25 protein-coding genes and 1 pseudogene are annotated in these 26,287 nt (G+C 72.4%); 2 read left to right on the top strand and 24 right to left on the bottom strand.

All coding sequences use genetic code 11. The features are described 5' to 3' along the window. Nucleotides 1-32 precede the first annotated feature (32 nt). Nucleotides 33-377, top strand: a complete 345-nt coding sequence (locus O7615_RS12270) for a metallopeptidase family protein (RefSeq protein WP_278182076.1) — start codon at nt 33-35, stop codon at nt 375-377. A gap of 24 nt (nt 378-401) precedes the next feature. On the opposite strand, the gene pheA is transcribed toward O7615_RS12270, so the two are convergent. The 4 genes from pheA to O7615_RS12250 form a co-directional block, all read right to left on the bottom strand. Beyond that, nucleotides 402-1,358: a prephenate dehydratase gene (gene pheA, locus O7615_RS12265; protein WP_278177592.1), complete on the bottom strand. Its 957-nt coding sequence runs from the start codon at nt 1,356-1,358 to the stop codon at nt 402-404. 9 nt (nt 1,359-1,367) lie between these two features. Next, a complete protein-coding gene (locus O7615_RS12260) occupies nt 1,368-2,075 on the bottom strand; it encodes a hypothetical protein (protein ID WP_278177590.1) in 708 nt (235 codons plus the stop codon). A gap of 10 nt (nt 2,076-2,085) precedes the next feature. Then, nucleotides 2,086-2,544 (bottom strand): PAS domain-containing protein, encoded by a 459-nt coding sequence (locus O7615_RS12255; protein ID WP_278177588.1) that lies wholly within the window; start codon nt 2,542-2,544, stop codon nt 2,086-2,088. 165 nt (nt 2,545-2,709) lie between these two features. Further along, nucleotides 2,710-3,444 (bottom strand): hypothetical protein, encoded by a 735-nt coding sequence (locus O7615_RS12250; protein WP_278177587.1) that lies wholly within the window; start codon nt 3,442-3,444, stop codon nt 2,710-2,712. A 163-nt stretch (nt 3,445-3,607) separates the two neighbouring features. On the opposite strand from O7615_RS12250, the gene O7615_RS12245 reads away from it, so the two are divergent. Continuing rightward, complete coding sequence (locus O7615_RS12245) at nt 3,608-4,834, top strand: arginine deiminase (protein ID WP_278177586.1); 1,227 nt, start codon at nt 3,608-3,610, stop codon at nt 4,832-4,834. Here O7615_RS12245 and O7615_RS12240 read toward each other — a convergent pair. The 20 genes and pseudogenes from O7615_RS12240 to O7615_RS12145 all read right to left on the bottom strand — a co-directional run bounded on the left by O7615_RS12240 (nt 4,821) and on the right by O7615_RS12145 (nt 26,225). Then, complete coding sequence (locus O7615_RS12240) at nt 4,821-5,705, bottom strand: DUF5926 family protein (RefSeq protein ID WP_278177585.1); 885 nt, start codon at nt 5,703-5,705, stop codon at nt 4,821-4,823. The genes O7615_RS12245 and O7615_RS12240 overlap by 14 nt on opposite strands. A 77-nt stretch (nt 5,706-5,782) precedes the next feature. Further along, nucleotides 5,783-6,196 carry an ATP-binding protein gene (locus O7615_RS12235; RefSeq protein WP_278182075.1) on the bottom strand — a complete coding sequence of 138 codons (414 nt, stop codon included), beginning with the start codon at nt 6,194-6,196 and terminating at the stop codon, nt 5,783-5,785. A 67-nt stretch (nt 6,197-6,263) separates the two neighbouring features. Then, nucleotides 6,264-7,721 (bottom strand): ATP-binding protein, encoded by a 1,458-nt coding sequence (locus tag O7615_RS12230; protein WP_278177584.1) that lies wholly within the window; start codon nt 7,719-7,721, stop codon nt 6,264-6,266. Between the two features lie 84 nt (nt 7,722-7,805). Beyond that, nucleotides 7,806-8,597, bottom strand: a complete 792-nt coding sequence (locus O7615_RS12225) for a glycerophosphodiester phosphodiesterase family protein (RefSeq protein WP_278177583.1) — start codon at nt 8,595-8,597, stop codon at nt 7,806-7,808. Between the two features lie 11 nt (nt 8,598-8,608). Continuing rightward, nucleotides 8,609-8,944, bottom strand: coding sequence for a rhodanese-like domain-containing protein (locus O7615_RS12220; RefSeq protein ID WP_278177581.1), 336 nt, complete (start codon nt 8,942-8,944; stop codon nt 8,609-8,611). A gap of 102 nt (nt 8,945-9,046) precedes the next feature. Next, nucleotides 9,047-9,985, bottom strand: a complete 939-nt coding sequence (locus O7615_RS12215) for an LCP family protein (protein ID WP_278177580.1) — start codon at nt 9,983-9,985, stop codon at nt 9,047-9,049. A 193-nt stretch (nt 9,986-10,178) separates the two neighbouring features. Beyond that, nucleotides 10,179-11,372, bottom strand: coding sequence for an LCP family protein (locus tag O7615_RS12210; RefSeq protein ID WP_278177579.1), 1,194 nt, complete (start codon nt 11,370-11,372; stop codon nt 10,179-10,181). A gap of 197 nt (nt 11,373-11,569) precedes the next feature. Continuing rightward, complete coding sequence (locus tag O7615_RS12205) at nt 11,570-12,802, bottom strand: LCP family protein (protein WP_278177578.1); 1,233 nt, start codon at nt 12,800-12,802, stop codon at nt 11,570-11,572. Nucleotides 12,803-12,870: 68 nt separating this feature from the next. Then, complete coding sequence (locus tag O7615_RS12200; RefSeq protein ID WP_278177577.1) at nt 12,871-13,845, bottom strand: NAD-dependent epimerase/dehydratase family protein; 975 nt, start codon at nt 13,843-13,845, stop codon at nt 12,871-12,873. 82 nt (nt 13,846-13,927) lie between these two features. Then, entirely contained in the window at nt 13,928-15,601 is a 1,674-nt protein-coding gene (locus O7615_RS12195; protein WP_278182074.1) for a cation acetate symporter, read from the bottom strand. Next, nucleotides 15,582-15,954, bottom strand: a pseudogene (locus tag O7615_RS12190) (DUF485 domain-containing protein); the annotation flags it as partial. The gene O7615_RS12195 and the pseudogene O7615_RS12190, both read right to left, overlap by 20 nt. Before the next feature lie 236 nt (nt 15,955-16,190). Further along, complete coding sequence (locus tag O7615_RS12185) at nt 16,191-16,721, bottom strand: flavin reductase family protein (protein ID WP_278177575.1); 531 nt, start codon at nt 16,719-16,721, stop codon at nt 16,191-16,193. Nucleotides 16,722-16,732: 11 nt separating this feature from the next. Beyond that, the gene (locus tag O7615_RS12180) at nt 16,733-18,424 is read right to left on the bottom strand and encodes an ABC transporter permease (protein ID WP_278177574.1); all 1,692 of its coding nucleotides are present in this window, start codon (nt 18,422-18,424) and stop codon (nt 16,733-16,735) included. Beyond that, nucleotides 18,409-19,173: an ABC transporter ATP-binding protein gene (locus O7615_RS12175; RefSeq protein ID WP_278177573.1), complete on the bottom strand. Its 765-nt coding sequence runs from the start codon at nt 19,171-19,173 to the stop codon at nt 18,409-18,411. The genes O7615_RS12180 and O7615_RS12175 overlap by 16 nt, the downstream gene beginning before the upstream one ends. A gap of 117 nt (nt 19,174-19,290) precedes the next feature. After that, nucleotides 19,291-20,931, bottom strand: a complete 1,641-nt coding sequence (locus tag O7615_RS12170; RefSeq protein ID WP_278177572.1) for a cation acetate symporter — start codon at nt 20,929-20,931, stop codon at nt 19,291-19,293. A gap of 2 nt (nt 20,932-20,933) precedes the next feature. After that, nucleotides 20,934-21,311, bottom strand: coding sequence for a hypothetical protein (locus tag O7615_RS12165; RefSeq protein ID WP_278177570.1), 378 nt, complete (start codon nt 21,309-21,311; stop codon nt 20,934-20,936). A 167-nt stretch (nt 21,312-21,478) separates the two neighbouring features. Then, the gene (locus O7615_RS12160; RefSeq protein ID WP_278177569.1) at nt 21,479-22,255 is read right to left on the bottom strand and encodes a LytTR family DNA-binding domain-containing protein; all 777 of its coding nucleotides are present in this window, start codon (nt 22,253-22,255) and stop codon (nt 21,479-21,481) included. Further along, a complete protein-coding gene (locus tag O7615_RS12155) occupies nt 22,252-23,478 on the bottom strand; it encodes a histidine kinase (protein ID WP_278177568.1) in 1,227 nt (408 codons plus the stop codon). The genes O7615_RS12160 and O7615_RS12155 overlap by 4 nt, the downstream gene beginning before the upstream one ends. A gap of 46 nt (nt 23,479-23,524) precedes the next feature. After that, nucleotides 23,525-25,096, bottom strand: coding sequence for a sugar transferase (locus tag O7615_RS12150; RefSeq protein WP_278182073.1), 1,572 nt, complete (start codon nt 25,094-25,096; stop codon nt 23,525-23,527). A 268-nt stretch (nt 25,097-25,364) separates the two neighbouring features. After that, nucleotides 25,365-26,225 (bottom strand): DNA-formamidopyrimidine glycosylase family protein, encoded by an 861-nt coding sequence (locus tag O7615_RS12145; RefSeq protein ID WP_278177566.1) that lies wholly within the window; start codon nt 26,223-26,225, stop codon nt 25,365-25,367. Nucleotides 26,226-26,287 lie beyond the last annotated feature (62 nt).

The raw sequence follows: 26,287 nt of genomic DNA, 5'->3' as shown, positions 1-26,287 counted from the left end.
CGGGTGGGGTGGGGAAGAATGGCGGCGTGGCGGTGGAGATGGGGCGCGAGCGGTTCGAGGAGTTGGTGGGGGAGGCGCTGGACGAGGTTCCGGAGGAACTGCTGGCGCTGATGAGCAACGTGGTGATCCTGGTGGAGGATGATCCGCCGCCGGGAGAGGACCTGCTCGGTCTCTACGAGGGGCACGCGTTGACCGACCGGGGCTGGGACTACGCGGGCGTCCTTCCGGACCGGATCCTGATCTACCGCAATCCGATCCTGCGCATCTGCCACACCGACGACGATGTCGTCGACGAGGTGGCCGTGACCGTGGTGCACGAGATCGCCCACCACTTCGGCATCGACGACGCGCGGCTGCACGAACTGGGCTGGGGCTGACGGCACCGGGCGGCCAACCGCCGCTCAGCCCAACTCGCCGGCCCGCAGCCGGGCGAGCCAGGCGGCCGCGTCGGTGTAGTCGGCGTCGGAGAGACCGGCCGGGGTGGGCAGCGGGCGTTCCCCGGTCATCCCGCCCCAGCGGTGCCGGGGGTACGAGCCGAGGAAGCGCACCTCGGCGCAGACCCGCCGTAGCCCCCGCAACGCCTCGCCGAGCCGGACGTCGGCCACGTGGCCGGTGCAATCGAGGAAGAAGACGTACCGACCGAGGGCCTCGCCCGTGGGCCGGGACTCGATCCGGGTCAGGTTGACGCCCCGGACCGCGAGTTCCATCAGCACGGACAGCAGCGCGCCCACCCGGTCGTGCGCGATGTAGACGGCGAGCGACGTCACGTCGTCGCCGGTGGGCGGCGGAGGCGGGCCGGGCCGGGACAGCAGCGCGAAGCGGGTCACCGCGTCGGGATGATCGGCGATCTTGTCCGCCAGCACGGTGAGCCGGTGCCGGGTCGCGCCGATGGGTGCGCAGATCGCCGCGTCGTACTCGCCACTGGCCGCGCCGGCCGCCGCTGCGCCGTTGGAGAGCACGTCCACCACGACCGCGTCGGGCAGATGCGTCCGCAGCCATCCCCGGCACTGGGTGGACGCCTGGGGGTGGGCCGCGACGGTGCGTACGGCCGGCAGCGAGGTTGCCGGACGCGCCCCGAGCACGAACTCCACCGGCAGGATCACCTCCCGGGTGATCACCAGCGGCTCCCCCTCGGCCAACTCGTCGAGGGTCACCCCGACCGCGCCGCCGATCGAGTTCTCCAGGGGGACCAGGGCGGCATCCGCCTCGCCGGTGCGTACGGCCTCCAGCGCCTCTCCGACGCTGCGGGCCGGCGTGCGGCTGCCCCGCTCGGCGGCGGGCACCGTACGCAGCGCCTGCTCGGCGAAGGTGCCCTCGGGCCCGAGGTAGACGAAGCGCGTCGGTGGCGTTCCCGGCATGTGCCCAGCCTACGCACCCGGGCCGGGCGAGGAGCCCGACGGCGTGGGCGTCAACGGCGACGGCGTCGACGGCGTGGGTACCGACGGTGTCGGCGGGGGAACCGGCACCGGGAGGGCGCCCTCCTCACTGCCGCAGGCCAGCGTTTGAAGGCCGGGTGGCCCGGCCACCCGCACCTCGACCGTGCACACGTCGGTGCCGGCGGTGACCAGGCGCAGCGTGCCACCCTGGTCGCGGGTGACCACCTGTAGCGGCTCGTATCCGCGCACGTCGAGGATGGTGAACTGCCAACCGGCGGCGCACAACGGGCCGCTGCGGACGCTGACCTTCGCGTCGCGCGCGAGCAGGCCGCTGCGGCCGCGTACCAGATCGATGATCCGCTGTGCTGTCGGATCACCCGGACAGGCGGTCGCGACCAGCCCCGGATCGGCGGAGGGGCGGTGCGGCTCGCCGCCGGGCAGCCCGTCGACGGGCGGCGGCGTCGGGGTGGCCGACCCGCTCGGTGTCGCCGTGGGCGCCAGCGTGGGCAGACCGCGCGGCTCCTCCGGCGGCTCCCCGCACCCGGCCAGCAGGAGCCCGGCCAGCACGAGCCCGGCCAGCGTCACGACAGCGGCCGAGCGTCGAGGGTCGGCAGCGCCGGCCAGCCGGCCGGCGTCGGCGCGACGGGGCGGGACGGGCGAGCCGGGGGTGGTCCTCGGGGGCGGCGGAGCGGACAGCATCGGCCGCAGCTCAGACCTCGGAGAAGAAGGTGAGCGAGCCCGCCACGGCGCCGTCGGCGACCACGGGCGTGGAGATCGCGTCCACGGTCGCGTCCGGCGTGCCCTCGGCAGCCGTCTCGATCCGCAGCAGGCCACGGGCCAGGCGGCCGGAGGAGAGCGCCAGCAGCGGCGGAATCTTGTCGATCTCGGGCTCGGCCAACTCGCCCCGGTAGGCGGTGAAGTCCAGCAGGCGCAGCCCACCTTCGAGCAGCGGCAGCCCGATCACGTCCTCCGGTGCGCCCAGGCGGAGCAGCTCGCAACCGGCGGTGGAGACGGCCATCACCCGGGTCTCGGCGTCGATCAGCAGGCAGGGCTCGTCGGCGCTGGACACCGTGGCCGACCAGCGGCCGATGTTGTCGTACCCCGGCTCTGTCGATGTCCCCGCAGAGGGCGCGAACACTTCCGAGAGCGAGAGTTCGACGTGGGCCACCGAGCCTCCTATGCACACCGACGGTACGTCCACGCTAGCCGGTCGCGGCAGCGACCGCCGACCGCGCGGGGCGCCCGGGCCGTCGGTGCTGATCAGTGCCCGGTCGGCGACGCGCGGGCCGGCGGGAGCTGAGCCGTGCCCGGCCGCGTGGCGTCGCCGCTGACGTTACCGGCGGCCGGCCGGCTTGTCAGCGGCCGTTCGGCCGTCCTCGTACCACCGGTAGTCGGCAGCCGGTGCGTATCCGCCGGCCGACCAGGTGCCCGGGTGCTGTGCCACTCGGGACAGCTTCTCGGCGGTGGCCGGGCTGATCCGGTTGCCGCCGGCCACGAGCAGCCGGTCGAGCTCCCGGTGGGTCGCCATGAGGCAGTCCTTGGGGAGGCCGTAGACGCTGATCACCCCCGAGCCCACGAAGGTGAGCACCGGCGTCACCGGGATCGGGTGGCCGACCGCCGAGGTCAGCGCCTTGCTGGCCCGCCTGGCGTCCCGGCGCGCCTCGGCGACGTACGGCGGGCGCTTGCCGTTGATCTGCACCACGTCACCGGCGACCAGGACGCGGGCCCGGCCATGGTCGGCGATGGTGACGGCGAAGAGCCCGCTCGGACCGATGGCGAGGAACCCGGCGCGATTGTCGTCGCTCTCGTCGAGCAGGGCTTCGGCGTCGTTGCGGGGCCAGTCGATGACGTGCCACGCCGGCCCGAGATGGTCGAGCTGGCCGAGCGCACGGGCGCCGGCCGCCTCCAGCCGTCGGGCGCCCCGCTCGGCCCGGCGACGGCGGGCCCACTCCAACGGGGAAGGGCGAGGTGCCACCACCCCTGTCGCCTCGACCCGTGGGTGCGGCACCGCCACGGGCGGCAGCGCCCTGGCGGACGGTACGGCTCGACGAGCGGGGAAGACAGTCATCGCGACCTCCGGCAAAAGGTCCCTCGAAGTTACGTTCTCACTACCCTACGTTGCCACTCCCGGTGGTCGGCAAGCCGGAGCGCCGGAATGACTGTGGATGAATGCCATATTCACCCACGGTTGTTTTACCGGATGCCGCCAAACCCTGCCCTACGCTTCGGGAGTGACCCACTACGTGGACAGTGAGGTGGGCCGGCTCGGCACCGTGCTGTTGCACCGGCCGGGGCCGGAACTCGCCCGGCTCACCCCACGCAACAACGACTCCCTGCTGTTCGACGCCATCCCATGGGTGGGCCGGGCGCAGGAGGAGCACGACGCCTTCGCCAGTGCGCTGCGCGCGCGGGGCGTCGAGGTGCTCTATCTCACCGACCTGCTCACCGAGACGCTGGCCGTGGCGGAGGCCCGGGCCGAGCTGACCGAGCAGGTGCTCACCTCGCCCCGGCTCGGCGACACCCTGCGCGCCCGGGTCGCCGCGCACCTGACGTACCTCGATCCGGCCGCGCTCGCCGGCGTCCTCGTCGCCGGGCTGGCCCACGAGGAGCTGCGGCTCGGCCGGGACCGCCGCGGGGGCCTGGTCTACACCCTGATGGACCGCCACGACTTCATCATCGACCCGCTGCCGAACCTGTTGTTCACCCGCGACTCGTCACTGTGGATCGGGAACCGGGTCGGGGTGACGAGCCTGGCGATGCCCGCCCGGCGGCGGGAGACCACGCTGACCGACGCGATCTACCGGCACCACCCGCGCTTCGCCGGCACCGAGTTCGTCTACCGTCCCGGCCTGGAGCATCTGGAGGGCGGCGACGTGCTGCTCCTGGCGCCGGGGGTGCTCGCCGTCGGGGTGGGCGAGCGGACCACGCCCGCCGGTGCCGAACGGCTCGCCCGCCGGGTCTTCGCGGCCCGGCTCGCACACACCATCCTCGTCGTCCCGATCGCCCAGGAGCGGGCGACCATGCATCTGGACACCATCTGCACGATGGTCGACGTCGACACCGTGCTGATGTACCCGAACGTCGCCAGCACGCTGTCGGCGTACACCGTCATCGCCGGCACGGACGGCGAGGATCCACGGGTGGACGGCCCGGCACCGTTCCTGCGGGCGGCCGCCGACGCGATGGACCTGGACCGGCTAAAGGTGATCGACACCGGGCTCGACCCGGTGACCGCCGAGCGGGAGCAGTGGGACGACGGCAACAACACGCTGGCGCTGGCGCCCCGGCTCTGCGTCGGCTACGAGCGCAACGTCGAGACCAACGCGCAGTTGGAGCGGTCCGGGATCGAGCTCATCCCGATCGCCGGCTCCGAGCTGGGTTCGGGTCGGGGCGGCCCGCGCTGCATGTCCTGCCCGCTGCTGCGGGAGCAGGGCGGGACCTGGGTCAGCGGAGGGTGAGCTGGCGGCCGAGCAGGCCCTGCCGGGACCGCCGGGCGGCGGCGTCCAGCGGGCCGGTCTCCGCCAGGGCGTCGGCGTACCGCTTGGCGAAGTCGGCGACCGGCTGCTCCCAGTCTCCGGCCGGGGCCTCCTCGGGTAGGTCCCAGACCGGCGCGAGGCGCCCGTGGGCACGGAACATCCCGGCGAACTTCGTCCCCTCGCCAAGGGTCAGCGAGCCGGCCGCGCCGAGTCGGGCCAGCGCGTCCAGGGCGGCGTCCTCGCCCTCGGGCAGCACCCAGCGGACGTGGGCCTTTTCCGGCACCCGGCACCAGTACGCGGCCCGCGCCGCGGCCAGTCCCACCGTCGGATAGATCGCCGCGTTGGCCCGTTCCAGGGACGCCTGCACGGTCGGATCGTCGGCGGCCTCCGGGACCAGCCAGAACTCGAAGCCCTCGTGCAGGGTGACCTCCAGCGGGCCGTCGATCAGGATGTCCTGGAGCCGGGGACCGGGGCCGGGCAGCGGCGGCACCACGACCGGGGCGCCCGGCGCGGTCCGCAGCGCGCAGAGCAGCGACTCGGCCAGATCGCGGGAGACGTCACCGGACTGGAGGTGGCGCTGGAGGCCGATGAGGACGTGCCCGTCGGCCCGGCTCATCGCGGGAGCGGCCATCGGCAGCACGGTGGCCAGGGTGACCGGCCGGTCACCGTACTCGTCGGCCAGTGCCGGCGTGAGCCGCAGCGGCGCAGTGGCGGCGGGCACCAGCTCCCGCAGGGCGATCCACTCGGGCTCGTCGGTCAGCCCCTCGAAGGGCCGGGGGACGAAGACGTCGCGCACCCTCTCCCGCTTGCCGGACGGTGTGGCGGCCCGCTGGTTCTTTCGACGCTTGCTCACGGCGACACAGCCTAGAGCCCACCGCCGGGCGGCGCGGGCCGGACCCGCCCCTGCCGCGACGACCGGGTGTACGGCACTCAGCCGGCGGTCACCAGGGCCGGCCGATCGGGGACCGGGTCGAAGTCGGCCCAGACGCTCTGGCCGAGACCGTCACGTTCCACGCCCCAGCGGCTGGCCAGGCCGGCGACGATGTGCAGGCCACGACCGTCGGCCGCGTCCGTGTCCGCCGGGCGGATCCGCGGGGCGCAGGCGGCGCCGCCGTCGGTGACCCGCAGCCGGAGCTGCGACCCCTCGGGTGTGGCCCGCAGCTGCCAGGCCACCCGCACCACGCCGCCCGGCAGCGGGTCGGCGTGCCGGACGGCGTTGCCCACCAGCTCGGCCAGGACCGCGACCAGATCCGCCAGCACCGCCGGGGAGACGGCCTCGGCCAGCTCGGCGGCGAGCCGGTGCCGGGCGGTGCGTGCCCCGCTGGCGTGGTGCGGCACCACCACACACCACGCCCGTTCGACCGCTCCCGTCGCCACGTCCGCCCCTCTTCCGCCCCCGTGATTCCCACCGTCACCTGCGGGGCAGCCGCACCTCCGCGACCGTACCCCCACCGCTCCTCGGCCGAAGGAATACCCAGCCATCCTGCTGTTCAACGATCCGGCGGACGAGATAGAGGCCGAGACCGGTGCCGGGATAGCGGCGCCGGTCGCCGGAGTCGCCCTGCCAGAACCGGTCGAAGGCCCGTTCGACGTGCTCCGGGCGGACCCCGATGCCCCGGTCGCTGACCCGGAAACAGACCGTCTGGCCGTCGGCTCCGGTGGTGACGTCGATCAGGGAGCCGGGTGGGGAGTACTTGCCGGCGTTGGTGACCAGCTCGGTCAGCACGGTGGCCAGGCTCTGCCGGTGACCGACCGCCCTGGGCAGGTCGGCCGGCACCTGGAGGGTGACCCGGCGGAACAGGTCCGTGGGCAGGTCGGCGATTGCCACCCGCAGCGTCTCGCCGAGGTCGAAGGGGGCCGGCGGCCCGTCACCCGGCCAGGCCTCGGCCGAGGAGGAGAGCAGCCGGTCGAGCAGCCGGGCCAGCTCGTTGGCCCGCTGACCGATGACCCGGGCCGCCTGCCGCCGGTCGGGTTCGCTCAGCGACTCCCAGTGGTCGGTGAGGGTGTCGGCGTACCCCTTGATCACGGTCACCGGGGTACGCAGCTCATGGCTGGTGACCGCGACGAAGAGATCCCGTTCGTGGTCGTGCGCCTGCTGGTCGGTGATGTCCCGGAAGGTGACCACCCGCAGGGTGCCCGGGCCGGGCAGTTCACCGGAGGTGATCCGCAGCCAGCGACCGTCCGGCATCCGGTGGTCGAGAACCTGGCCGGAGGGCGGGAGCGGGAAGGGCAGCGGCTGGTTGATCGCCTCGGCGGCGGACCGGCCGGTCACCTGGGCGGCGGCCGGGTTCCAGAGCCGGACGTGGGCGTCCCGGTCGACGACGGCCAGCCCGTCGGCGAGCGCCGCCACCACCGGGCCGTCGCCGTGCACCGGCAGGCCGCTCTGGTCGCCGTACATGTGGGCGATGCAGGAACCGAGGTAGCCGACCACCCCGCGCTGTTCGGTGCTGGGCTCCTCGTCATCGGCCAGGTAGAGGGCGTGCAGGCTGCCGACGGTGTGGCCACCGATCTCCGCCCGCGAGGCGACCATCCGCCGCAGGCCGCGCTGGGCCAGTTCGGTGGCGAGCGCGGTGGTGAGCTGATCGATCCGGACGCTCTGCACGCGAGGGCCCCCGAGCAGGCAGATGGTGACCGGGTCGTTGGCCGGCAGCGGCCGACCCAACGTCCATTCGGCGGCACCGGTGGCGGCGATCACCCGGCCGCCGCTGGGCGCGAACTCCACGAACGCCATCCCGGCGGCGCCCAGCGCGGGCTGGGCCACCCGGAGGAGTTGGGTCAGGACCGGCAGACCCGCGTCACCAGAGTTGATCATCTCGATGACGGCGGTGTGCCCGGCGATGAGAGCCGAGTAGTCGGTGCGGTCCGGCATGACCCGAGTGTGCCCTGCCGGTCGCGTTTCCGCGCACCCCCGAGCGGCCCGCCTCGCCTCCACCGCCGGTGTTGCCGGTCGCGCTTACCGGCGCAGCCGGGCGAGAGTGTGCGCCGGACGATCGGTGATCACGCCGTCCACCCCGATGCCCGTCACGAGGTCGAGGTCGGCCGGCTCGTTCACCGTCCAGACGTAGACCTGGTTGCCAGCGGCCCGCAGCGCCGGCACCAGCGCGGGGCGGGCCCGGACCAGCGCGATCCCCGGGCCGGCGATGCCGGCACCGAACGGCAGCCGACCCAGGCTCATCCAGCGGGGCAGCACCTCCAGCAGCAGCACGGTCGGCAGCGCGGGAGCCAGCATCCGCATCCGGCGTACGGCCAGCGGGGAGAAGGACATCACGGTGACCGTCACCGGGGCGCCGGGACGCGGTTCGGCCAGCCCGTACCGGCGCAGCAGGGCGACCAGCCGGCGCTCCACGTTCCCGCCGTAGCGGGACGGGTGTTTCGTCTCCACCAGCAGCCGGACGGGGCGGCCGGCGCCGAGGACGGCCTCCAGCAGCCGTTCGAGGGTGAGCAGCCGGGTGTGCGAGTCGTCGAGCACCTCGTCGCCGTCGGCCGGTACGCCGCCCGGATGCCAGGAGCCGAAGTCGAGCTGCTCCAACTCGCCGAGGGTGCGGGCGCTGACCAGCCCGCGGCCGTTGCTGGTCCGGTCCAGCCGGCGATCGTGTACGCAGACGAGGTGCCCGTCGCGGGTCAGCCGGACGTCACACTCCAGCCCGTCGGCGCCCTCGTCGAGGGCGCGCAGGTAGGCGGCGAGGGTGTGCTCCGGCAGGTCGTACGACGCGCCACGGTGTGCGAAGACGAGTGGGCCGTCCATCGGCGGGAGCCCTACAGGACCCGGCCCGGCTGCCCGTCCGAGCCGGTCACCGGCCGCCCGGCGGCCGCCCAGTCGCCCATCCCGCCGGCAACGTTGCGCACCTGGTCCCAACCGTTGCGCATGAGGTACGCGACGACCTGGGCGGAGCGCCCGCCGGAGCGGCAGATGACGGCCACGTCCCGATCGGTGGGGACCTCGGCCAGGCGGGCCGGCAGCTCCATCATCGGCAGGTGGTGGGCGCCGGGTGCGTGGCCGGCGGCCCACTCGTCGTCCTCCCGGACGTCGAGCAGGTACGTCTCGTCGGTGATCTCGGGAACGGTCACGGTGGGTATCTGAGGTCCGAACACGGGTACCAAGCCTAGAACCCGTCCCGGTGACCGGTGCGGTCGGCGGGCCGGGCCGCCGGTTCCGGGCTCGGCCGGCGGTCCCCCGCCGGGCGGGCCGACGGCTCAGATCCGGGTCACCCAGCGCGGATGGGCCCCGGCCCATTCCGGCATCCGGGTGCCGCGTACCGCCTCGAACAACCCCTCGGCCCCGCTGTCCAGTCGGACGTAGGAGACCTGGTCGATCATCTGGGGGTAGGACGGTACCTGTACGCCGCGCAGCCCGTCGGTGGCGAGGCCGTGCAGCGCGAGCAGCAGATCCTCCACGGGTACGCCGTTCGTGTCCACGGTCAGCGAGTCGCCGACGGCCCGGATGAGCCGGTGCAACTGGACCGGGTCGGTGCGCAGCCGGGTCTCGCCGGCCCGGGCGAGCATGGCCCCCAGCAACTGCTGCTGGTGGGTCTGCCGGTCGTAGTCCCCGCCCGGCAGGCCGTAGCGTTGCCGCACGTAGTCCAGCGCCTGCGCACCGTCCATCCGCTGGCAGCCGGGGTGGAAGACGCGGTCGGTGTGGATCGAGCGCACCTCGTCCCGTACGCACAGGTCGATCCCGCCGAGCAGGTCGATCACGTTGCGGAGACCGGCGAAGTCGACCAGGGCGGCGCCGTCGAAGCGGATCCCGGTGAGCCGGGCCAGGGTGGCCGAGAGCAGCTGGGCACCGTCCCGGCCGCCCCCGCCGTACTCGTAGGCGGTGTTGATCTTGTCTTCGCCGCCCGGGTAGCCGCCGCCGGGCGGGATGGTGACCAGCAGGTCGCGTGGCACGGAGACCAGATAGCCCTCGCGCAGCCCGGCCGGCACGTGCACGATCAGGATGGTGTCGGTGCGCTGCTCCGGGCCGGTGTCACCGGGTCGGCGGTCCGATCCGACGAGCAGGTAGTTGAGCGGGCCGTCCAGGTCGGTGCGGCCGATGCGGGCGCTCGGGTCGAGCAGTTCCTCCCGGGTCATGGTGCGCTCGTACCGGTCGGCGAGCACCCGGATGCCGACCACGGCGAGCGTGGCCAGCAGCACCACCGCCAGCCCGGTCCCGAGCAGTACGCGGGCCCAGCGCGGGCTCCGGGAACGACCTCCCGATGCCCGCTTTCCGGCTGCCCGTCCCGTCCTGGCCGTGACGTCCCTCCCGGAGCGACATGAATCCACCTCATGTCAGGCTACGAAAGGTTCACGGAGGGTGACGGCGGTTTCCCGGTATCGCCACCGCCGGTCACTTCCGGGAAGAGATCACCTCGGGGTTGTAGAAGACGAACTCGGCGAGCTTGTCCTGCCGTACCGCGCGGAACATGTCCAGGGTCTGCTCGCTCAGCGCCTCGTTGCCGTTGCCCCTGGCGTTGTACGTGCCGCCGTTGGTCTTCAGCATGATCAGTTCGTTGCCGGTGATCCCGCGCATGGTGAAGACGAAGTCCTCCACCGAGACGCCCCCGGTGTCCAGGATGAACGCCTGGCCGGCCGCCTTGATCAGCTCGTTCAGCTTGACCGGGTTGGTCAGGCTGCCGTTCTGCGTCGCCTTCTTGGCCATCGCCTTGATCAACTGCTGCTGGTTCTGCTGGCGGTCGTAGTCGCTGTTCTTCAGGCCGTAACGCTGGCGGGAGAAGTCCAGGGCGGCCCAGCCCTCCATCTCCCGGCAGCCCTTCTCGTGCACCACCGGGGTTCGCGGCTTGCCGGTCTTTTTGGCGTCGGCGTTCCACATCGGCTTGCCGTCGACGTACGACATGTGGTGCGACTTGACCTCCTGCTTGACGCAGATGCGCACCGAACCGAGGGCGTCGATGACGTTCTTGAACCCGCCGAAGTTGATGATCGCGGCGCCGTCGAAGCTGACCCCGGTCATCCGCTTGATCGTCTGGGCCATCAGCTGCGCCCCGCCCTCCCAGCCGCCGTCGTTGCGCGCGCCGGCCTGGAAGGCCCCGTTGATCTTGCCGGCGCCGCCCGGGTACCCGGTCTTGGGGAACGGCGGGATCTGCACCTCGGTGTCCCGGGGGATCGAGATCAGGTAGGCCTGGTCGTGGGTGGCCGGGATGTGCAGCACGATGATGCTGTCCGCCCGGACGTCGTCGGCCGCCCACCGCTCCCGGGCGTCCACACCCAGCAGCAACAGGTCGATCGGGCCCTTGAGGTCGGCCCCGCCCTCCGCGCTCGTCTTGCCCGCGTCGCCGAGCAGGTTGCGCTGGGAGATGCTGCCGGTGGCCTGACTGATCACCGCCTTGCTGCCGACGATGGCCAGACCACTGGTCATCATCAGCACGGCGCCGAACACCACGGTGAGCCGGGCCCAGAGCGGGTCCCTGCGCCGGGGGCGCCCCTTCTTTCCGGACTTGCCCGGCACCGCGGTCTCGGCGGGGGTCGGCGGGGTGGTGGACGCACGCGGCGGATCGAGCAGGGAGGGGCTGTGAACCGGCATTCGTGCTCCAGCTCGTGTTCGCGTTTGGGGGGCGGGAACACTGTACGTACGCGTACGCGTGGTGGCGAGTTCGCCTGACGTTCAGCTGGCGTTCCTCGCCACGCCATCCTGCTGGTTTGGCCGAAAGTCCAGATCAAAGTGGACGTTCGGCCGATCGGTCACACCGGGCCCGGCCGGCCCGTCACCACGATCCGTGATCAGCCGTTGTCGGCGGCCGACTGCTTGTTGGCCCGCATCCAGTCGGCCATCGTGTCCGCCGACATCGCCCGGTACATGGCCAGGGCGTTCTCCCGGTCGGAGACGACCACCGACTCACCGTTGATGGTCTGGCTGCCCAGGTGCGGGCTGGTGACGAAGGTCAGGTTGTGGCCGCGCAGGTTGCGGAACTGCACGGCCATGTCGGTCAGCGAGAAGCCCTGGTCGACCGTGACCGCGTCGGTCACCGACCGGAGGAAGTCGTTGAGCTTCTTCGGGTTGGTCAGCGTGCCCGTGCTCGCCGCCTTGTCCATCAGGGCCCGCAGGAACTCCTGCTGGTGGCGCATCCGGGCGAAGTCGCCGTCCGGGAACTGCTTGCGCTGGCGGATCCAGTCCAGCGCCTCGGTGCCGTTCATGTGGTTGGTGCCCTTGGTGAACTTCCGGTACGGCTTGTGGATCGAGGTGATGGTCCGCTCCACCTCGAGATCCACCCCGCCGAGCGCGTCGGTGACCTGCTTGAAACCGCCGAAGTCGATCGCCATGACGTGGTCGATGTGCACGTCGGTGAAGCACTCGACGGTGCGTACCGCCAGCGGTAGCCCGCCGAACGCGAACGCTGCGTTGATCTTGCGTCGCTGGCCGGTCTCGCACCCGGCGCCGGCGCTCTCGGGGATCGGCACGTACAGATCCCGCGGGATGGAGACGAGGTACGCCTCTTTGTGGTCGGCGGGGATGTGCATGACGATGATCGTGTCGGCCCGCCACTCGCCGGGCCGGTCCATCGGCGCGTCCGGATCCCGCGAGTCGGTGCCCACCATCAGGATGTTCAGCGCGCCGTCTACGGCCTTGGCCGGTCGACCGCCGGTGATCTCCGAGAACGGGTCCGTCCGGGCCAGGTTGTTGTCGAGGTTGCGGGCGTAGAACCAGGCGCCGGTGCCGAAGATCAGGGCCAGCGCCAGCACGGCGACGCCGGCCACCAGCGCCATGCGGCGCCAGCGCGGCCGCCGACCCCGCGGCGGTGGGCCGCCACCGGGGCCACCCGGCCCCACCGGCCCGCGCGGCCCGCCCGGTCCGCCGGGAGCGACCGGCTCCTCGTCGTACGCGGGGTACCACCGGGTCTCGGCCGCCTGGCCGGCCCGTCCACCGCCCCGGCCCGGGCTCGGCACCGACGCGCGTCCGGCGCTGCCGCGGTGCAGGTGAGGGGCCGGCAGTGCGGCGGGGATGGTTGCTGACATGTAACTCAGGGTACGCAGCCCGGGCCAGTGCCGCCCTCAGCGCGGGCTCCGCGCCGTGTCATGGGCGGTTACCCTGCCCGGCCCCGGAAGTGCTCGATCGTGCGTCGCAGGCCCTCCTCCGCCGGGACGGCGGGCTCGTACCCGAGCAGTTCCCGGGCGAGGGTGAGGTCCGGCCGGCGCATCTCCGGGTCGTCCGAGCCGCGCGTGATGTACGTCACCGCCGACTTGCTGTCGCAGAGCGCCACGATCGTCTCGGCCAGCTCCCGCATGCTCACCTCGTGCTCGGTACCGCAGTTCACCGGCCCACTCTCGGTCGAGTCCAGCAGCAGGAGGATGCCCCGGACGAGATCGGAGACGTAGCAGATCGACCGGGTCTGGTCGCCGGTGCCGTGCACGGTGAGCGACTCGCCCCGCAGCGCCTGGGAGATGAAGGTCGGGATGGCACGACCGTCGTCCGGCCGCATCCGCGGCCCGAAGGTGTTGAAGATCCGCACGATGGCGGTGTCCACACCGCGACTGCGGCGGTACGCCATCGTCGCGGCCTCGGCGAAGCGCTTGGCCTCGTCGTAGACGCTCCGGACGCCGATCGGGTTGACGTTGCCCCAGTACGTCTCCCGCTGCGGGTGCTCCTTCGGGTCGCCGTACGCCTCGGAGGTGGAGGCCAGCAGGAACCGGGCGCCGTCGGTGGCGGCCCGCTCCAGCAGGTGCAGGGTGGCCACGGAGCCGACCCGGAGGATCTCCACCGGCAGCTTCTCGAAGTCGGTCGGGCTGGCCGGGGAGGCCATGTGCAGGATCGCGTCGAACCGCTCCGCCAGGGCCGGGTGGGCCGGCAGCCCGTTGGAGACGTCGGCCTCCACGAGGGCGAAGGTCGGCGTGTCGAGCAGGTGGGCGACGTTCTCCTTCGACCCGGTGACGAAGTTGTCCAGCGCGACCACGGTGCAGCCACGCTCGACCAGGGAGTCCACCAGATGCGACGGGACGAAGCCGGCCCCGCCGGTGACCAGGATGCGGTGACCGGGGCCGAAACGCTGCTCAACCTTCATACCGGCCAGCCTATAAGGAGGGGCCCCCGGTTACGCCTGGCGTATACCGGGGGCCCCTATCAACACTGTTACTCCGGGGCGGTCAGTGCGCGCCGGCTCCGGTGAGCGCGCGCACCTCCAACTCGGCGTACTTCTCCTCGTCGCTCTCCTTCGAGATGACGGTCCCGATCCAGCCGCAGAGGAAGCCGAACGGGATGGACAGGATGCCCGGGTTGGACAGCGGGAACCACTGCCAGTCGTGGTCCGGGAACATCGCCGTCGGCGCGCCGGAGACCACCGGCGAGAAGAACACCAGCAGCACCGCGGCCAGCAGGCCGCCGTAGATCGCCCACACCGCGCCGGAGGTGTTGAACCGCTTCCAGAACAGGCTGTAGAGGATCGCCGGCAGGTTGCCGGAGGCGGCCACCGCGAAGGCCAGTGCCACCAGGAACGCCACGTTCAGGTTCTGCGCGAAGATCGACAGCGTGATGGCGACCGCGCCGATCACCAGCGCGGAGATCCGGGCGACGGTCACCTCCTGCCGCTCCGACGCGTTGCCCCGCTTGACCACGTTGGCGTAGAAGTCGTGCGCCAGGCTGGACGACGAGGCCAGGGTCAACCCGGCGACCACCGCCAGGATGGTGGCGAAGGCGACCGCTGCGATGATCGCCAGCATCGCCGCGCCGCCTAGCTCGCCGCCGAAGAAGTCGATACCGAGCGCCTCGGCCAACTGTGGAGCGGCGGTGTTCCCCGCCGCGTCCTGCTCCCGGATGGCGTCGCCGCCGACCAGCGCCGCCGCGCCGAAGCCGAGCGCCAGCGTGAGCAGGTAGAAGGAGCCGATGATGCCGATCGCCCAGAGCACGCTCTTACGGGCCGCCTTCGCCGTCGGCACGGTGTAGAAGCGGATCAGGATGTGCGGCAGACCGGCGGTGCCGAGCACCAGTGCGATGCCGAGGGAGAGCAGGTCGACCTTGTTGTAGAAGGTCTGTGTCGCGTTCCCGGCGACTTCGACGCCGTACCGTAGCCCGGGTTCCAGGAAGGCGGTTCCCTGGCCGGAACTCGCCGCCGCGTCACCGAGCAGCGACGACAGGTTGAACTTGTACTTGGCCAGCACCAGCAGGGTCATCAGCAGCGCGCCGCCCATCAGCAGGAACGCCTTGACGATCTGCACGTACGTGGTGCCCTTCATGCCACCCACGGTCACGTAGATGATCATCAGGGCGCCGACCAGGATGATCGTCGCCACCTTGGCGGTGTCCGCGCCCATGCCCAGGAAGGTGGTGCCGGGACGGATGCCGAGCAGCAGTGCCACCAGGGCGCCCGCGCCGACCATCTGGGCCAGCAGGTAGAAGATCGACACCGTGATGGTGGAGACCGCCGCCGCCGTACGCACCGGACGCTGGCGCATCCGGAACGCCAGCACGTCGGCCATCGTGTACCGGCCCGAGTTCCGCAGCAGCTCCGCGACCAGCAGCAGCGCCACCAGCCAGGCGACCAGGAAGCCGATCGAGTACAGGAAGCCGTCGTAGCCGTAGAGCGCGATGATGCCGGCGATGCCGAGGAAGGACGCGGCCGACATGTAGTCGCCGCCGATCGCCATGCCGTTCTGGAAACCGGAGAACGACCGACCACCGGCGTAGAAGTCGGTGGCCGTCTTGGTCTGCCGGCTGGCCCAGATCGTGATGCCCAGGGTGGCGGCCACGAAGGCCAGGAAGAGCACGATGGTCAGGTTGCGGGCGGTGGTGTTGCCCGCCTCTGCCGCGAGGATCGTCGAGATCACGAGTCACCTCCGGTCAACTCGTCGCGGATCTTGTCGGCCACCGGGTCGATCTTCCGGTCGGCGTACCGGGAGTAGAACCAGGCGATGAGGAAGGTCGAGACGAACTGGAGCAGGCCGAAGACCAGCGCCACGTTGATGTTGCTGCCGAAGAGTTGCGTGCCCATGAAGCCTCGCGCGTACGCGGAGAGGATCACGTAGAGCGCGTACCACAGGAAGAACGCGATGGTCATCGGGAAGACGAAACCGCGCAGCGCGCGGCGTAGCCCGGCGAACTCGTCCGACCGTTGGACCGCGAGGTACCGCTCCGGCACCGAATCGGTCGGCGTGGGAGCGGGTGTGTCCGTGGACATCTTGTGGATCACCACCTTCACAGGCGTCAGGAGTTTCGCGCACGGTAGGAAGCGCGCTCCCCGCCGGAAAAGGTCGAGATCCGCCCCCGGTAGTCGGGGGCGCCGAACGGCGTCGTCGTTGCGCCCAGTGACCCAGTTCACTCCGTTGACCGGTGGGCGGGACGACGGTTGGCCGTGATCGGCGTGGGCCGAGATCGGGGTGGGTCGCCGCCGGGTCCGGCCGGCGCCGGCGGGGATCAGCTCAGCTCGTGGTAGCGGCCCCGGTGGTGCAGCAGTGGCTCGGTCTCCGCCGTCAGCTCCACCTGCTCGATGGTCGCCTCGACCAGCAGGCCCCAGCCGTACTCCCGGGCGGCGTCCAGCCGGCAGCCGGCCCAGCCGCCGGCATCGGCGGGCACCGGCCCGTAGGTGGTGTCGGTCCAGGTGCCGGTGGCAAAGAGGCCGCCGGGCGACGGGAAGAGCCCGGCGAACCGGTCGGCGAGCTGCCGGTGCGGCGGGCCGAGCGGCGTCACCGCGAAGACGCCGGCCTCCTCGACCGCCGCCCACAGCTCCGACTCCGCGTCGACCAGGCCGAGCAGCCGGCCCGGCTCGCCGTCGGCCACCAGCGTCGACGACACGGTCAGCCCGGCCGGCCCGGGCGCCGTCCAGAGCGTCACCGGGGCGGCCAACCGACCCCGGAACCGGCGTACGGGCGAGCGCTGGCCCGCCGGCACGGCGAACGGGTCGGTGTGGTGGATCTGGGCGCCCGGCTCATGATTCACGTGAAACATTGTGACCGGGGTCAGCGGCGTGGGGTGACCAGTGCCAGGAGTTCGGGCTGGCGGCGGTCCAGCACGTCGCCGGCCAGGTACGCGCCGAGCAGCGCCGCGCCGGTGCCGTAGGCGATGCCGAGCGGCAGCCCCAGCCAGAGCCAGGCGTCGCCGAGCAGCGCGGCGGCCACCACCATCGGCACGCCGATCGCGGCGGTGGCGACCATGGCCAGCAGGGTCAGCAGGCTCTTGACCACGCCGGCGCCGCTGTTCATCGCGAAGGGGTTGCTCGTCTCCGGCAGCGAGTACGCGCCGAGGACCGACACGAACGAGTTGACCGCCAGCCCCGCGCCGTAGGTCGCGAGCAGAGTGCCGATCATGAACGCCGTCCAGGCCGGCTCGCCGAGCAGCAGCGCGACCACCACGGCCACGAACGCCAGCATGGGCAGCACGTACAGCGAGAAGGCGGCCATCCGGGCGTGCAGCTCCAGCCGGCCGGGCACACCGGCCACCACGTTCGCGGCGTACGCGCTGCCGTCGAAGCCGAACTGGTTGGCCAGCGTCACCGCGGCGAGCAGCCCGACGAAGAGCATGGAGAGGCTGACCACCACCGGCGACGACTCGCCGAGAGCGGTGAAGCCCTGCTCGCTGTCGAACGCGAAGCCCTGCCCACCCAGGTTGACCATCACCGGCACGAAGAGTCCCACCACCGCGATGGTGATCAGGTTGGCCCGACGCCGGGCGTCGCGCCACCAGTAGCGGGCCTCCCGCGCGACCAGCGCGCCGAACCGGTCCCGGCGCAGCCAGCCGGTCGCCCGGGGGAACAGCTGGGCCACCACACCGCCGGTCAGCCCGGGTCTCGCCCGAGCCGGTCCGGCGCTCGCCGCGCCGACCATCGCCGACTCCAGCGAGCGCGACCACCAGGCCAGCAACGCGACGATGGTCACCGCGGTGATCAGGAGCTTCAGGGGAGCCGCCCAGACCCGACCCTGGGCCAGGTCGATGCCGGCCGTCCAGGGCGCGCCGAACGGCGTCCAGCCGACCACCGTCGCCACCCCGGCGAGCCGGTCCCAGTCGGCGTCCTGGATCGCGGCCAGGCCGGCGATCTGCAACGGCCCGAGCAGGGCGGCGAGGACCGCGAGCAGGACGGCGGCCAGGTCACGCACCCGGCGGGAGCGGAGCATGGAGGCGAAGGCGCTGGTCACCGCGCGGGCCGCGGCGACGCAGAGGAGCACCCCCAAGACCACCCCGACGGCGGCCACCACGGCGGCGGACCAGCCGCCGAAGACGCCCGCGGTGACCACCAGGCCGGTGACCGCCACCAGCACGGCAACCGTGGGTACGCTCACCAGCGCCGCCGCGAACAACCCCGTGACCAGGGTGCGGCGGGTCAGCGGCAGCAACGCGAAGCGGGCCGGGTCGAGTGTCTCGTCGACGCCGAAGAAGACCAGGGGCAGCAGCAGCCAGCCGAGCACCAGCAGGGCGCCGGCGAACGCGGCGACCAGCAGCGCGTACCGGTCGTCGCCGGCCAGCCCGGGAGCGGCCAGGCCGAAGAAGGCGCCGACCGCGAACCAGAGCCCGAACAGGGAGCCGATCAGGAACAACGCGACGCGCCAGCCCTGGCCCCGGAAGTTGTTGCCCATCACCCGCAGCTTGAGCCGGACGAAGTGCCGCGCCGAGACGGGCCGCACCGGGCGCGCCGGTGCGCTCACCGGGACAGCCACGCCAGCTCCTCACCGGTGGCGGTACGGCCGCCGACCACCTCGACGAAGACCTCCTCCAGCGAGCGCTCGCCGCGCACCTGCGCCAGCGTGCCGACCCGCTTGATGGTGCCCTCGGCGAGGATCGCGACGTGCGTGCAGAGCCGCTGCACGACCTCCATCACGTGGCTGGAGAAGACCACCGTCCCGCCGCCGGCGACGTACCGCTGGAGGATGTCGCGGATCAGCGCCGCCGAGACCGGGTCGACCGCCTCGAACGGCTCGTCCAGCACCAGCAGTCGCGGCCCGTGCAACAGGGCACAGGCCAGGCCGATCTTCTTCTTCATGCCGGCCGAGTAGTCGACCACCAGGGTGCGGCCGGCGTCGGCGAGGGCCAGCACGTCGAGCAGCTCCGCCGCCCGCTGGTCGACCACCGCCGGGTCCATGCCGCGCAGCAGACCGTGGTACGCGAGCAGCTCGCCGCCGCTCAGCCGGTCGAACAGGCGTACGCCGTCGGGCATGACGCCGAGCAGCTGCTTCGCGGCGACCGGGTCGCTCCACACGTCGCGCCCGAGCACCCAGGCGCCCCCGGCGTCCGGCCGCAGCAGGCCGACCGCCATGGACAGGGTGGTGGTCTTGCCCGCGCCGTTCGGACCGAGCAGCCCGTAGAACGAGCCGGCCGGTACGTCCAGGTCCACGCCGGCCACCGCGATCTTGCCATCGAAGCTCTTGGCCAGGCCGCGCAGCGTCAGCGCCGGGTGCTCACCAGTCATGTGCCCGACCGTATCCGGTCCCGGCCAGCCTCCCGCCAGCCCTGGGGACGATCTCCGGTCATCCCCGAGTCGTATCGGTCGCCCGAGGCACTGGCGACCGGCTCGGCCGACCACGGCTCACAGGCGCAGCGCCTCGGGGGCGTGCAGGCGGAGCATGGTGCGGCCGACGTCGGTCGGGGCGCGACGGCGGGTGGCCAGGGAGACCGCGACCATCACCGTGAAGGCCAGCGGCACGGTCCAGGCGGCCGGCTGGGCGGTGAGGGTGGCCGGCCAGCCGGTCAGCGGCGGGCCGAGCACGGTGACCAGCACCGAGGTCACGGCGGCCCCACCGCCGACCAGGATGCCGGCCGCGGCGCCGGCGTCGGTGAGCCCTCGCCACCAGATGCCGAGCACCAGCAGCGGGCAGAAGCTGGACGCGGCGACGGCGAAGGCCAGCCCGACCACCTGCGAGACGTCCAGCCCGGAGATGTTCAACGCGAGGACGGTGGGCACCACCCCGGCGATCACCGTGGCCAGCCGGAAGCCGCGTACCGAGCCGCGGCCGAGCACATCCGTGGAGATCACCCCGGCGACGCTGGTGAGCAGCCCGGACGAGGTGGACAGGAAGGCCGCGAACGCTCCGGCGGCGACCAGCGCGGCCAGTAACCGGCCGGTGGTCCCGGCGCCGAGCGCCGCCTCGGGCAGCAGCACCACCACCGCGTCCGTCTGGCCGCTGAGCAGCAGCTGCGGGGTGTAGATCCGGCCCAGCACGCCGTAGATCGTGGGTAGCAGGTAGAAGACCCCGACCAGGGCCAACACCACCAGCGTGGTGCGTCGGGCGGCCGCGCCGTCGGGGTTGGTGTAGAAGCGGACCAGCACGTGCGGCAGGCCCATGGTGCCGAGGAAGGTGGCCAGGATCAGCGAGTACGTGGCGAACAGGCCCCGGTCGTCGGAGCCGGCGGTGCTGGGCAGCAGCCAGTCGGTGGCGCCGATGGCCATGCCGGAAACCTCCGGCACCGGCTCACCCGCGGCAAAGCTCAGCTCGTCGCCGGGGCGTACCTCCCGGGTCTGCCCGTCGGGCAGGGTGAGCACCGCGCGATGCTCGACCACGACGGTGGTCGCGGTGCGGAACGTCGGCCCGTCGGGCGGCGTCACCGCCGGTCGCCCGTCGGCCTGCCACTGCAGGGCGAGGAAGATCGCCGGTACGGCGAGCGCGGTGAGCTTCAGCCAGTACTGGAACGCCTGGACGAAGGTGACCGCCCGCATCCCGCCGAGCGCCACGTTGGCGGTCACCACCGCCGCCACCACCAGGGCGCCCACCGGGTACGGCGAGCCGGCCAGGGTGGCCAGCGTCAGCCCGGCGCCCTGCAACTGCGGCACCAGGTAGAGCCAGCCGATGAAGATCACGAAGGCGGTGGCCAGGGTCCGCAACCGGCCGGAGCCGAGCCGCAGCTCGCAGAAGTCGGGCAGGGTGAACGCGCCGGAACGGCGCAGCGGCGCGGCCACGAAGAGCAGCAGGGCCAGGTAGCCGGCGGCGAAGCCGACCGGGTACCAGAGCACGTCCACGCCGTACTTGAGGATCAGCCCGGCGACACCGAGGAAGCTCGCCGCCGACAGATACTCGCCACCGATCGCGGCGGCGTTCCAGGTCGGGCTGACCACCCGGGAGGCGACCAGGAAGTCGGAGGTGGTGCGGGCCAGCCGCAGCCCGTAGAAGCCGATCGCGACGGTGACCAGGGTGACCGCCACGATCGCCGGGACGACGAGGTCGTTGCCCATGGTCATCGCTCCGGTCGCTGGACCAGGTCGGTGAAGTCCTGCTCGTTGCGCTCGGCCAACCGCACGTACGTCCAGCCCACCGCGACCAGGAACGGGAAGGAGAGCACCGCGAGCAGCAGCCAGGGCAGGTTGACCCCGAGCACGGTCATCCGGCCCACCGAGGGGGCGATGGCGAACAGCCAGGGCAGCCCACCCAGCCCGACCAGTACCACCGCCGACAGTTGCAGCGCCAGCGCCAACTGGGCGCGGACCAGGCCACGCACCAGTGCCTCACCGACCCGGGTCTGCTGGGTCAGCTCGGTGCGGGCGCCCGCGACCCGGTGCTGCCGGCGGGACGCCTCGGCCAGCACCACCCGGGTGCGCGCGGGCGGTCCGGACATGGGCCGGGCCCCGTCCGCCCGGTCGGGCTGGGGTCGGGATGCCGGCACAGGATCCTCGGCGGCCATCCCGGCAGTCTCGTCCGCCCGCTGGGAATGTCAAGAGGGCTGTGGACAACCTGTGGACAAGAATCCTGACCTGTGGATGACCCGGTGCAAGTGGCGCCTGATCAGCGGCTCCACTCCTGCTTCACGGCGCGGACCAGCTTGTCCTTCAGCTCCCGGATGTGCCGCCGGCTGACCGGCAACTCGCTGCTGTCGACCACCACCACGTAGCCGGAGTTGACCAGCCGCAGTTCGGCGATCAGCCGTAGCTGCACCAGGTACGACCGGTGGATCCGGACGAATCCGGCATCGGCCCACCGTTCGGCGAGCGTCGCCAGCGACACCCGGACCAGGTGCGCTCCGTCGGCGGTGTGCAGCCGCGCGTAGTCGCCCTGTGCCTCCACCCAGCGCACCGCGGAGCGGGGCAGCATCCGGGTGCTGCCGGCCAGCTCGATCGGGATCGTCGGATCCTCCTCGGCCCGGGCCAGCGCGGCCGGATGGGCCGGCACCACCCGCGAGCCGACCACCCGGCGCAACGCCTCGGCCAGCCGCTCCGCGCGCACCGGCTTGCGGACGTAGTCGGTGGCGCCCAGGTCGAACGCGTCCGCCGCGCCGTCGTCGTACGCGGTGACGAAGACGATCGCCGGTGGCCGGGCGAAGCGACGCAGCACCCGGGCCAGCTCCATCCCGTCCAGGCCGGGCATCCGGATGTCCAGGAAGACCACGTCCACGTCGCCGTCCCGGAGCACCCGCAGCGCCTCGGTGGCGTCGCCGGCCGTGTGCAACCGGGCCACCCGGGGATCGGTACGCAGGTGGTACGCCAGCTCGTCCAGTGCCGGCGGCTCGTCGTCCACCGCGAGCACGCGCAGGAAGCCGGGGGTGGCGGCGCCGTTGCCGGTCACGAGCCTGCCCGTACGCCGGGATGGAACTTCGGCACCCGGATGCTGACCTTCGTCCCGGAGCCCGGACCGGTCTCGACGACCAGGCCGAACCCGTCCCCGAAGACCGACCGGAGCCGCTCGTCGACGTTCGACAGGCCGACGTGCTGGCCCAGGTCGTCCCGTGGATCGCCGGCCGGCCCGGCCAGCTCGACGATCCCGGCGGTCAGCGTGGCCGGATCCATGCCCACTCCGTCGTCCTCCACCGTTATGTGACATTCCGCGCCCGCGTCCCGGGCCTCGATGCTCACCATGCCCGTGCCGGGCTTGCGCGACAACCCGTGCCGGACCGCGTTTTCCACGAGCGGCTGCAAACACAGGAACGGCAGGGTCACCGGCAGCACCTCGGGGGCGATCTGGAGGCGTACCTGGAGCCGGTCGCCGAACCTGGCCCGCTCGATCGTCAGGTAGCGGTCGATCGACCGCAGCTCCTCGGCCAACGTGGTGAACTCACCGTGCGCCCGGAACGAGTACCGGGTGAACTCGGCGAACTCCAGGATCAGCTCCCGCGCCCGCTCCGGGTCGGTACGGACGAACGAGCCGATCGCGGTCAGCGCGTTGTAGATGAAGTGGGGGCTGATCTGGGCCCGCAGCGCGCGCACCTCGGCCCGGGCCAGTCGCTCCCGGGACGAGTCCAACTCCGCCAGGGCGAGCTGGCTGCCGGCCCAGTGCGCGGTCTCCAGAGTGGCCTGCACCAGGCCCGGGGCCGGTGCGCCGTCGGTGATGGCGACCAGCGCGCCGACGATCCGACCCTCCGCGCCGCCCAGCGGGGCCACCACCGCGCCCCGGACCGGGCAGTCGACCCGGTCGCAGGTCAGCTCCGACTCGCCGAGGACGGTGGAGCGCTCCGAGGCCACCACCCGCCGTGCCGCCGCGCGCAGCTGCTCCCCGTGGTGCGTGCCGCGCCCGTCGAGGGCGAGCAGGTCGTCGGTGTCGGTCAACGCCAGCCCCTCCGCACCCACCAGCGTGCGCAGGTGGCGGGCGGCCTTGGCGGCGCCGGCCGGGTTCAGCCCGGCCCGCAGCGGCTCGGCGGCGAGCCCGGCGGTGTGCAGCACCTCGTAGGTGGCCCGCTGGCCGGCGGTGGCGATGCCCCGCCGCCCGCGCAGCCGGCCGACCGCGAACAGCGCTGCGGCCAGCACGGTGACCAGCGAGAAGACTCCGACCACGGCGGAGAGGTTGCCACCCACGTCGACGATCCTGCTGGTTGCGGCGGCGGTGGAAAAGAGCGGGGTCTCAGTACGCGCCCTTGCGCGCGACCACCACACCCACCGTGCGCCACAGGATGCTCAGGTCGTACGCCAGCGACCAGTTGTCGACGTAGTAGAGATCCAGCCGGACCGCCTCGTCCCAGGAGAGATCGGATCGGCCGGACACCTGCCACAACCCGGTCATGCCGGGACGGACCAGCAGCCGGCGCCGCACATCGCCGAGGAAGTCGCCGTCGTCGGCGGGCAACGGACGCGGCCCGACCAGCGACATCTCGCCCTTCAGCACGTTGATCAGCTGCGGCAGCTCGTCCAGCGACGACGCGCGCAGGAAGCGGCCCACCGGGAAGACCCGGGGATCCTGCTTCATCTTGAACAGCATGCCGTCGGTCTCGTTCTGGTCGACCAGGCTGGCCAGCCGGTCCTCCGCGTCCACGTACATGGTCCGGAACTTCCACACCCGGAAGGTGCGCCCCTCGTGCCCGACCCGCGGCTGACGGAAGAAGATCGGCCCCGAGTCGGAGATCCGGATCGCGACGGCGACGGCGAGGAAGACGGGGAGCAGCATCAGCAGGCCGAGCCCGGCGGCGATCCGGTCCATCATGTTCTTGGCCAGCAGCGCCGGCCCGGACAGGGTCGGCTCCTCGACGTGCAGCAGCGGCAGGCCCTCGATCGGGCGGATGTGCACCCGGGGACCGGCGATGTCGGTCAACTGCGGTGCCACCACCAGATCGACGCCGGAGCCCTCCAGCTGCCACGCCAGGCGGCGCAGCTCGCCGGGCTCCGCGCTGGCCGAGCCGCAGACCGCGATGGTGTCGGCGCCGACCTCCCGCACCAGGGCCAGCACGTCGCGGCCCGCGTACACCGGGACCGGGGTCTGCACGCCCTTGGCCGCCGCGTAGCCGTCGGTGATGTGGATGGCGACCGGCACCAGCCCGGCCGCCGGGTTCCGGGTGACCGCCGTGTGGACCTCCAGGCACTCCGGCAGCGTGCCGACCAGCACCATCCGGTGCGCCGCCTGCTGGATGTTGCGGCGGACCACGTGCAGCACGAAGCGGGCCAGGATCCGGCCCAGCAGGATCAGCAGCAGGGCCAGCAGCAGCGCGGTGCCGACCGTGAACCGGGACAGGTCGGTCTTGGTGGCGAAGGCGACGAACGACACGGTCGCGCAGACCGCCACCCCGGCCCGGATCACCCGCTTGAACTCGTCCGGCCCGAGCCCGAGGTACCGCCGGTCGTAGGCGCCGTTGAACCAGAGGATCACCACCCAGCCCAGCGGCAACAGCAGGAACGCCACCGTGAAGAACCAGGTCGGGTCGTTCTGGGCGTCGTAGAAGCCGGCGGTGGCCTGGTCGAAGGTGCGGATCGCGGTGAAGCTGGCGAAGGCCACCGCCGCGAAGTCGAGCAGCAACAGGATCGCCGTGTAGGGGCGATGCCAGCGGGAGACGCGTCGCCGGGCCCGGGCCCACGCCGACCGGGGTACCCCGTTCGGGGTCGGCGGGGTCGGCGGCTGGATCTCGAAGCTGTCGACGTGCCGCACGAGTCTGCTCCGGCCTTCGTTGGTCACCGGGCGCTGGAGGCTAGTCGTCACCTCACCCATGTCCTCCCGCATGACCCGTGCTGATCACTCGCCGTGACCGCCCGGGTCGCCCACCGTTCCAGTTTCCCACGCGGGTTCCGTACCCGTCGCCGACCCGGGGGACGTAGCGCGACGGGCCACGTTCCGCCTGGGATCTGGCCGGCCCCATGCCATTCGGAAGCCGGGGACCGGGGCCACTATACCGATGGATGGCGGCCCGGGTAGAGCGCCGGACCGGTGGTTGCGTCCGTCGCGTCCGATTCCTCTCCGTAGTCGACAGTGGCGTTACTCACCGTACGATTCGGGACAACCGTCGGTCAGCTAGGGGTTTGCCCCCGGTCTGACAGGTCGGGCAGTACTGGAGGCTGGAGTCGGCGAACGAGACCGCTCGGACGGTGTCCCCACAGACCGGGCAGGGCAGCCCGGTGCGGGCGTGCACCCGCAGCCCGGACCGCTTCTCGCCCTTCAGCTCCGCGGCCCGCTGCCCCAGCGAGCGGGTCACCGCGTCGCCGAGCACCCGGCGGGTCGCCGCGTGCAGGCCCGCCATCTGGTCGTCGGTCAGCCGGTCGGTCAGTGCGAACGGTGACAGCTTCGCCTCGTGCAGGATCTCGTCCGAGTACGCGTTGCCCACCCCGCCGAGCACCCCCTGGTCGGTGAGCACCCCCTTGACCTGGCCTCGCCGGCCGCGCAGCGCTCCGGCGAAGGTGGCGAGGTCGGCCGAGAGGGCGTCGGGCCCGAGCTTGGCCACCCCGGGCACCGCCTGCGGGTCGGTCACCAGGTAGGCGGCGAGCTTCTTCTGCGTACCGGCCTCGGTCAGGTCGAAGCCGGAACCGTCGTCGAGCCGGACCCGGACCGCGATCGGCCCCTTTCCGGGGCGCAGCGGGACGTTCGAGGCGAACGCCTCCCGGTAGTGCAGCCAGCCGGCCCGGGCCAGGTGGACCACCAGGTGCAGGCCGCCGTCGAAGGCGATGTCGAGGAACTTGCCGTGCCGCCGGGCGTCGGTCACCGCCCGGCCGGCGACGGCGGTCGGGGCCGGGTCGTACGTCTTGAGGGCGCTGATCGCCGCGACCTCCAGGCGGTCGACACAGCGGCCCACCGCGCGCTGCCGCAGGTAACCCGCGAGCGCCTCCACCTCGGGTAGTTCGGGCACGTTGCTAACGGTAGCGTCTGTGCCCGTGAGCGCGAGGAATGAGCTTGCGAGTCCCGCAGTCG

Origin of the sequence: Micromonospora sp. WMMD1082, assembly GCF_029626175.1 — a bacterium.
Lineage (GTDB): Bacteria > Actinomycetota > Actinomycetes > Mycobacteriales > Micromonosporaceae > Micromonospora.
This window is presented reverse-complemented; position numbering and strand designations above follow the sequence as displayed.